The organism is Algibacter sp. (assembly GCF_029245835.1).
Lineage (GTDB): Bacteria > Bacteroidota > Bacteroidia > Flavobacteriales > Flavobacteriaceae > Algibacter_B.
The window spans coordinates 50273-60068 of sequence record NZ_JAQWOO010000051.1 but is presented as its reverse complement, the minus strand read 5'-3'; the positions used below and the strand labels follow the sequence as shown (position 1 = coordinate 60068).

Genomic DNA, 9796 nt, shown 5'->3' with positions numbered 1-9796 from the left:
AAATTGCTTTAAAAAATCTTCGTTCAATAAATCTTCTGGTTTCATAAATGTGTAAAATTTAAAATTAATAAATAAAAAATCTCAGGCTAAATATTAACCTGAGATTTTAAAACTTACACAGTTTATGAGATACTGCCTATTAATTAGTGAACACGAACTGAACATGTTTTTGAACACGATTTAGAACACAAGCATCCGGAAAGCCATATAAACAGGCGCTTTAGGAATTATTAAATTCCTTCATAACTCGGAGGTCGGGGGATAGTGCCCCCTCTCGCTACATAGGAAACAAAGGAAAACCCAAGATATGAATCTTGGTTTTTTTGTTTTAGGTAGAACATTAATAACAACAAAGTCCTTTTTCTAATAAAGAATCCCCGAGGCAGAGCCATAGGGGTATTCAACGGAAAAAAACTTTTTAAGTTTGATAAAAACCTATGGTTTTCAAACTTTCCACTTTTACCCCGACACAGAGCCTCAAGGAATTGTTTAAATTAAATATTATTACTTCCCAATTAATTGTGAATTATCTCCATCCTTTTTCTCAAACCTTAATCTCGGTAAAACAATCTTATATTCTTTCGCTTTTTCTTTATCATACCAATACACAATATATTCAACGCTAGACCCTACCATTTCATACCCTCTATTAATCATTGGTGCATATTGTTCTTTAACAAATTTTCTTGAAAACAACAATAGATTTCCTTGTCCTTTTTTCTGTAAACCAGGTGCCTTATTATCTCCGAAAGTCATCATGTCCTTTTCAAGTATATCTCCTGTTTTGATAGATTTCAATATATATAAAGGTCCAGGGTATCTCTGAGAACTTAAACTAACATCTCTATGGCTTAATATCATTTCATACTTAAAGGGTTGATGTAATTCTCCTTCAAATATTTTTCTATTAATTTTATTAGAATCAATTCCATCATAAAAGTTCACATTAGTATGAATGTGTAATGACTTTTTAGCTCTTGAACTCGCAACGTACAATAATCTCCTCGATTCACTTGAAGTATAATCATAATCCTCCACCAACATATAAACATGATCGTATTCCTTACCCTTAGCTTTATGCATTGTTGAAACAATAACAATTTCAGAGTTAGCCTTTACAGCATCTTCCATATTAATTTCACGACAATACTCCCTCCAATCTACCATTAGTTTCTTGTCAGGATTAGAATAGTTAAAATTCTTAATCAACCCCATACAGATTTCATAATGCATGGACCCTTTAAAATTATCTCTAAACCACTCAATGCTTAACTCCCAAGAGGTTTCTAATATAATACCAGACTCTCCTACATTATTATTTAATTGATTTTCAAAACTTCTTATTTCAAATAAATCTGAAACGCGAAATCCATCAAACCCCGCCATCAGTCTTACCTTATAACCTAGTTCTCTTAGCATAGAACTAATGTGTAAGGCTTGCATATTAGATCTAGTTAAAACAGCTTTACTACCAGGTAAATTAAATTTATTCAAATACTTAACTAAGGGTTCTTCCAAATATTTCCCGTTATACTTAATGATATTAACATTCCCTTCCCCTCTGGTATTGTTAGCGATTAATCTTTGTTTTTTAAGTCTATTTTTAAGATAATCAAGAACATGGTTATTAAATTCTACTATTTCAGAATAACTTCTATAATTCCTTGGAAGTGTATACAATGTCGCGGAATAGTCTTTTTTGAACTTGGTCATGAAAGCATTTGAAGACCCTCTGAAACTATATATATTTTGATCATCATCTCCTACAGCTATGACTCTAGGGTTTTCGGCTTTTTCTATTATCAAATCAATAAGTTCCCACTCTTCTTGATTAATATCTTGGAATTCATCAAACATCAATATACTCTTATTCTCTATGGATGTAATATCTATTTCGCCCTCTTTAATGGCCTTAATACAATCTTGAATTACATTTTTAGACTTAAAAAGATCCCCAAGTTGACCAAGTAACTGAAAGCAAAAACCGTGAAATGTGGTTATCTTAATTAGCCCCGAATATTCAGGCACTAATTTTCTAACCCTCTGTTTAAATTCTAAAGCAGCAGCCTTAGAAAATGTTAGCATCATGAATTGCTCGGGCTTTATATCTTCAATTAGCAATAAACTCGCAATTTTATGAACTAAGACCTTGGTCTTACCACTGCCTGGTCCGGCATAAACCAATATGCTGTCTGATTTATTATCGTTTACAACTTTACTTTGATCAGTATCTAGATTACCAATGATTTCTATAAAACGCTTAGGAGTAATGGATCTTTGTATTTCCTTCTTTTTGTTACGAGGAAAATATCGGGATAGAAACTCTTTATAATCTAAAGTGAAATAATTATTAACATAAGCTAATGCTGATTCATAATTCTCAACACATTTCTTAGCATACTCCCCTACAATATGTATTTGTTCCGTTTTATGAAGATAAAATTCCTCCATCTTACTGTAATTATCTAAAGTAAATACTTTCTTATTTTTATCTACATCCGAAATATTTAATTTATTATATGACACCATAAACCCACCTTCCAATTTTATGGCCTTTATATCATTTAAGTATAGCAAACATCTTTCATATTTCTTAGTGTTTTCTTCGACTAATTTCCCCATGAACTGGTTAGATTTTTTCAGTTCAAGAAGGGAAAAAGAAACGGGCACTTCTTCCTTTCTACCCTTGTGGTCTTTATTATTAATTGCTAAATTCTCTAAGTATCCAAATGTTGATAATGATAGATTATGACGCCAATTTATGTCTTCTTGAAGGTCTTTATACCTAATAAATTCTATTTCATAAATATCTTTTTCTTTATCTTTTCTACGTTTCTTTACAAACCTTCTCTTATCCCAATACGTTAAAAGCGACCTAATATGTTCAACGTTTGATTCGATTCCACCAGTATCGAGTAACTTTTGATTTAATTCTCTTAAAGGAATAACTAATTTTTGGGATTTTATGTTTTCAAATATGCCCTTTTCAATTTTCAAATAAGATTCTAATACCTTTTTCGATCCATTTTTCGATTGTAAAAGACTTAAAAATGCAGTTAAATCCTTGGCATCTCCTAATATAAAATGATCTCTTAATATTCTTATTACATCTTGAATTCTTTTGGCAGATAACTCTGTAATATTAGCAAGATAATCTACCCGAGTTTCAGTATCCGTGATTATTCTCTTTAAAACAATAGCACAATCCTTCTTATCTTGATCTGTAATCTTATCACTATTATGAAGAATCTCCTGCCCACTACCAAAGCTTTTTACTAATAAGCTATCAGCAAACACCCTAGGTGAATTTAATGATCTAACTAAAAAACCCTGATCCTCGAGCGCAGAAATAGCTGTTTTAACTTTGGTTTCTAGATCCAACATCTCTGAATCCCAGCCAGATTTTTTTGCGATCTCCAATGCAGACTGACTAATTTTATCTCTATATTTAGCTTGCCCCTTTATAGCTCTCCAAATGTCTTTTATTTCCTTGTGATTGAGCTTGGTTTGTTGCAATAAACTAAAGTGCTTATTTAAATCTTCTTCAGTATATAATATATAGCACTTTGCTTCAATTTTTTCGTCTCTTCCTGCCCTTCCCGATTCTTGAACATAATTTTCTAGGGAATCTGAAATATTATAATGAATCACTGATTTTACATTGTCCTTATCAACCCCCATACCAAAAGCAGATGTAGCCACTATGATTTGCTTTTGATCGTTCATAAAAGCGTTCATATTGGCCTTCTTTTCATCCTTATCTAACTTACCATGAAAGAAAGTAGAATCAAATCCAGCCTCATTTATTAAAGTACTAACCTGCTCAACCTGCTTTGTCCTAGATGCATAAATTATTGCGGGCTTTTCACAATCCTGAAGTATGTTTAGCAAATAACTCATCTTTCTATCTGGGTTATCTACATTAACTACCTCATACGAAAGATTTGTTCTTCCTTTATTCGAAATAAACTCATCCAACTCCAAGCCAAGACGATCTTCAAAATAATGTTTTATATCTTTTATTACTTGTAATTTTGCTGTTGCAGTAAAACAAGACACAGGAATTTGAGAAACATTCTTTTCGGTTTCTATTTTTTTAATAAAATCGGCAATAAATAGGTAATCAACTCTAAAGTCTTGACCCCAACTTGAAAAACAGTGGGCTTCATCAATAACTACTCTTCCAACCGAACGTGAAAGTATTAACTTAAAAATGGAAGGAGATCTTAACGATTCTGGAGATAAATAAAGTAAATCTGCTGTTCCATCACTTACCATTTCAAATGCTTCCTGGCGTTCTAAAGGAGACAACAATCCATTTATGGCTACTGCTTTTGTTATACCAAAACGATCTCTTAGATTATCGACCTGATCTTTCATAAGTGAAATCAACGGAGAAATCACAATTGTCAGATGCCTAGTAGACATCCCCCTCATAAGAGCTGGTAATTGAAAGGTTAACGATTTTCCTCCACCAGTTGGAAATACTGCCACAAAAGACTTCTTCTGTAAACCTGCCCTTACCGCTTCTTCTTGCAAACTGATGGTTCTATATTCATCAAATTTCCTGAAGTCATTATAATTAAAATATTCAAGAAGTGCTTTTCTTGGATTCAATTTATTTGAACAATAGTGGCAATCAGCAGCAGTACAGGATTCAAATCGAATTTCATTCAGGATTTTTTCTGAATCCGGATATTCATGCCTAACCCATTGGGGTAATACAGCGTCAACATCTCCTAACCTAAGAAGCGTAAACACATACGCTAAACTTACAGGGTATTGATTCATATAATAATCCAGATCTACATTTGCACAAATGTCTTTACCCAACAAATCAGCTAAACTAGATTCAACAATTTTAGAATCATCGAACCTTGCTAACTCAAAAAAGACATTAAAACTAGCTTCATTTTTAAGTAAGTTGTACAAGACACTTTTTTCTTTAACACTTATCTCATTGAACCTATTCAACTCTCGCACTAAATAATCTTCTGTTAGTTTACAATCTGACAGTGGATTATTGACCTCTGATGCGTTTACAATGCGATATCCTTTTGTAAGTTTATGGTTAGGCCGCTTCACAAATAGTAGAGGTGACCATAGTAAAGTATCTATATATTTTTTACCTACAAAAACCTGATTACCTAGTTTCTTTTTTAACTCTGGAATATCATGATTAAGAATATTATGTCCGCATATATATTTGGCTTCTTTTATCCATTGCAACAATTTAACGGTGCTACTTTCATGTAATTCCTGCCCTTTGAAAGTTGCACCATAATCTACCCTTTTACTCCTAGGGTTGGTCTCAATGTCTAAAAAAAGGATGTTTTGCATATCAGTTCATTTACCCCACCATACCATTAATAAACACCTCAACAAACTCCTTCATTTTATTAAGGATGCGTTCTCCAATTTCACGTGCTTTTAAAATACTTGGACGGTTATCTAAACATTTAAAAACCTCATCGCGAATAGGTTCTTGGCCACTATAAATATAGGCATCTATTAAAGCTTTAAATTGGGCTTTGTCCAAATGCTCTTCTTCACACAATTTTCCTAAGGCTAATACTTTTTGGTCTTGCCAGTACTGCTCAAACTCCTCTTCTATTTGGTTTACGTCACTAATATGTGGTAAGTTCTCTTCAATAAACTTTTCAATGAGCTCACGTTTGCTTCTTAACTTAATATCTCCACCTAATAAATCAATAATGGCTTTTTTCTGTGCCTTGGCTTCATCTGATTTACTGTCTTTTAATTTGGCAAGTAATTTTAAGATATAAGCCACATTAATTCTATCTCTGTGAATCAATTCTAACTCAAAATCAATATCATCAAGAATAGATGTTTTTTCTTTGGCAGACTCACGTTTTACCTTCTCATATAGATCCAAGTATTTGCCTTTATAATCTTCAAACTCCTGCTCATCTATAGGTAAATCATCCCAGTCAAAATCAGTGTATGATTGCAGGACGTTCATATTTCGTAAAAGCTTCCTAAAGGCTTGGACAAAAGCGGCCTCGTCTTCTTCACTTTGTAAATCGTTAACGCTTTGGTAGGTTGGCGCTATAGCTTTAAGCGCATTAAGGGCTTCATCAAATTTCTCGGCAATCTTTTCATAATCTGGCATAGTAACCACTTCTATAGCCTCTTTATTAGAAAACAGCGTGATGGCATCATCAGTGGCTTTTTTAAGGTTGCGGAAGCACAAAATGTTTCCTTGCGACTTCTGCTCTCCTAAGGTCCTGTTAGTACGCGAAAAGGCTTGTATTAATCCGTGTTGCTTCAAATTCTTATCTACATACAATGTGTTTACCTTTTTGGCATCAAAACCAGTCAACATCATATTAACAACAATTACAATATCCAGCCTATCCTTCTCCTCATTAAACGTTACTTTCTCGCGTTCCTTTAAACGCTTACTAATGTCTTTAAAGTAATTCTCAAATTGTTGCTGATCTTTAGTGGTAAAGTTGGTATTATACATATTGTTATAATGACCAATATACGCTTCAAGTTTATTCCTGGTGTGGCTTAATTGGTATTTCGAAGCAGGCTCAGCTGCCTTAGACATCTCATGGTCTGGAAGATAATCCTGTGCAAAGGCATTATCTTCATTAGCACCATAAGTAAATATGGTTGCAATGCGCAAATCATGTTCTCCTGCTTCTTTTTTCTGTTGAAATATATCGTAATACTTAATGGCATTATCAATACTACTCACAGCAAACAATGCGGAATAATCTTTACTAAATGTTTTTTGCGAATGAAGCGCTATAATGTAATCTACAATTTTTGTGAGACGCTTTGGGGCATCAAAGACCTCTTTCTTATCAATATCCTCAACTTCTATATCAAAAAAAGCATTGCTTTTATTTTTATACTTACCTACATATTCAATACCAAAACGCAGTACATTTTCATCCCTTATAGCATCTGTAATCACGTATTTGTGCAAACAGGTACCAAACAAATCTTTAGTGGTACGTTTACCCAATTCATTTTTAGAAGCATTATCTGCAAAAATGGGAGTTCCTGTAAAACCAAAAAGCTGACTTTTACTAAAAAACTTAGTGATTCGCGCATGCGTATCACCAAACTGAGAACGGTGGCACTCATCAAAAATAAACACAAAACGTTCGTTTTTTAAAGGCTCTAATTGGTTGCGATAATGCCCTGAAATGGCATTGTTTAATTTCTGAATGGTGGTAATAATTAAATCGGAATCTTTACGCACGCCTTTTTTGTCTTTAAAGGTACCTAGAAACTGATTCACCAAACTGGTTGTATTATTAGTGGAGTCTACACTACCCGCTTTAAAGGCATTAAACTCTTTCATGGTTTGGTAATCTAAATCTTTACGGTCTACTACAAATACCACTTTATAAACAGTAGGCACTTCCATTAAAATCTGGCTTGCTTTAAAAGATGTTAGGGTTTTACCAGAACCTGTAGTATGCCAGATATAACCGTTATTGGTATTTGTTTGTACTTGGTTAATAATGGCTTCTGTAGCAAAGTATTGATACGGACGCAACACCATTAAAATTTTATGTGTTTCGTTAATTACAATATAATGCGCTATCATTTTACCCAAATGGTTTGGGTTTAAAAATGAAGCTGCAAAATTGCTAAGCGCTGTAATATTTTTATTTTTTGAATCTGCCCAAAAGAAGGTTTGCTTAACCGATTGCAGTTTGTTATTTGCCAAATACTTGGTATTGCCACCATTACTAATAACGAACAATTGTACATATTGAAACAAGCCATGGTTGCTCCAAAACGAATGCAGTTGATAACGATTGATTTGATTAAAGGCCTCTTTAATTTCAATCCCTCGGCGTTTGAGTTCTATTTGAACGAGCGGTAAACCATTTACTAAAAGCGTAACGTCGTAGCGGTTTTTATAATGTCCTTCTTGAGTGACTTGATTAGTAACTTGAAACAAATTGTTATTCCAGTTTTCTGAATCGAAGAAACGCACATAAGCGATGTCTCCATTTTCTTTGGTAAAACTAAAACGGTCTCTTAAGGTTTTGGCTTTTTCAAACACATTGCCTTTGGCTAAATGATTGAGAATGGCATCAAACGCTTTGTCTGTATAGGTTGATTTATTAAACGCTTCTAATTGGTTTTTTAGATTTGCAACTAATGCGTTACCATCTAGTATTTTTACAGATGTATAACCTAAACCAACCAATTGTTGGATTAAGTTGTTTTCTAATTTGGCTTCAGATTGGGTGCTCATCTATACTTCTAAAAAAATGGTTTTATAATTCATTTCTATGTCCTTAATTTCTTTTTCTTTTAAAGCCGAAAATTCTTTTGCCAACGCTCTTTTTGATAAAACCCCATTATTTTGCTCTAAAAACCGAACTAGTATTGCAACCATCTTATCTGGCATTTCAAAATGATTATCTATATATCTTTTAAATGCATCATAGTTTTGTAAATACGTTACTTCTTCTGGGATAACACGTTCTAAAGTATCTTCTACACAATCATATAAAAACTCTGCTTGTTTTGTGGCATCAAAATAACGATATAAGTTAATAGTATTATTTGTAACCTCAACATTATGATCTTCGGTTTCTTTCCAATTAATATAATCTAACAACGGGTGTGAATATGATTCTAAAACGGTTTTATAATCATCAATGTGGTCTAATATTGATGACGACACGGGGAAAATCACACCTTGCTGTGTGTAGGCTTTTTTCGCCAAAACATGATGAATAATATAGCGATGTAAACGGCCATTTCCATCAATAAAAGGGTGAATAAAAACAAAACCAAACGCTATGTTAGCTGCGGCTAGTACGGCATCGTAGCTTTGATCTTGCAACACCTCATTGGTAGCAATTAATCCTTTTAATAGCTGTTCAATATCTCCTGCTTTGGCAGAAATATGGTCCGGAATTGGCGCTCCTGTAGTGCGGTCATGTGCTCCAACAAATCCACCTTTTTTTCGCAAGCCCATATCTATAAACCTACTGTTTTCTATGACTATTTGCTGCAAGCGAATTAACTCTTCTACGCTTAATGGTTTTTGACCTGCTTGACCAATAGCCTTTCCCCAACGCATCGCCCGATTATTTCCTGGATTTTCCCCCTCTATAGTAAAAGATGCTTTCGAATCTTTTAACAATAGAAAAGAAGATGCACGTTGTAATACATCTTTATGAATACTTTTTAAGAAGGTATTTTTCTTGCCTGATATATTGGCACTTATGTGTTTTTCTAGTTTTTTTGTTTTAAATATTAATGGACAATAATCTCTGGTTCCAGGAAGGTTATTAGTGATTTTTTGTCGTACAGACTCCTGTCCTTCTATGGCGTATTGCATGTTTACATCTAACAAAGGAATGTATTTACGCTTTTTTAAATCTACCTGCACATCAATTTCCTCTTGTTGCAGCCATTCATATAAAAACCATATTTTTCGGCTATATTGTCCGGTAGGCTCAATATTCAGTATAGCTTGTATATCTTTTTTAGGTATGGTATTAAATAGGGATTTAAACAATAATAAATTTATACCTTCATATTTAATGGCAAATACCAGTTGTTTATATAATGTTTCTTCTGGTTGGTATGAAGCTGGAAATACATTCCAATCTCCAGTATTATATTTTTTGCTTTTTTCAGTAATTAGAGATAATACATTTGGAAAAGGTATAGGCAGTTTTAAGCCTTCTATAATAGCACCATAACCCACTATTTTTCCTTTTTCTGGAGTGGTATTACCCTGAAATATGGATGTTTTAATTGATGGTATTATTATATCCATGGT

At 33.3% G+C, this 9796-nt stretch carries 3 protein-coding genes; all 3 read right to left on the bottom strand.

All coding sequences use genetic code 11. The annotated features are described in order from the left end of the window. Nucleotides 1-504 precede the first annotated feature (504 nt). From P8K68_RS08845 to P8K68_RS08835, 3 genes are read right to left on the bottom strand one after another with little or no spacing between them, the layout of a single operon-like run. Entirely contained in the window at nt 505-5340 is a 4836-nt protein-coding gene (locus P8K68_RS08845) for a RecQ family ATP-dependent DNA helicase (RefSeq protein WP_300249728.1), read from the bottom strand. Nucleotides 5341-5350: 10 nt separating this feature from the next. Continuing rightward, on the bottom strand, nt 5351-8251 hold the full coding sequence (locus tag P8K68_RS08840) for a type I restriction endonuclease subunit R (RefSeq protein WP_300249725.1): 2901 nt from the start codon (nt 8249-8251) through the stop codon (nt 5351-5353). Next, nucleotides 8252-9793, bottom strand: coding sequence for a Fic family protein (locus P8K68_RS08835; protein WP_300249723.1), 1542 nt, complete (start codon nt 9791-9793; stop codon nt 8252-8254). Nucleotides 9794-9796 lie beyond the last annotated feature (3 nt).

Bases quoted from the DNA above. Each gene is read 5' to 3' on its own strand.
- P8K68_RS08845 (WP_300249728.1), bottom strand. From the start codon at position 5,340: ATGCAAAACATCCTTTTTTTAGACATTGAGACCAACCCTAGGAGTAAA.
- P8K68_RS08840 (WP_300249725.1), bottom strand. From the start codon at position 8,251: ATGAGCACCCAATCTGAAGCCAAATTAGAAAACAACTTAATCCAACAA.
- P8K68_RS08835 (WP_300249723.1), bottom strand. From the start codon at position 9,793: ATGGATATAATAATACCATCAATTAAAACATCCATATTTCAGGGTAAT.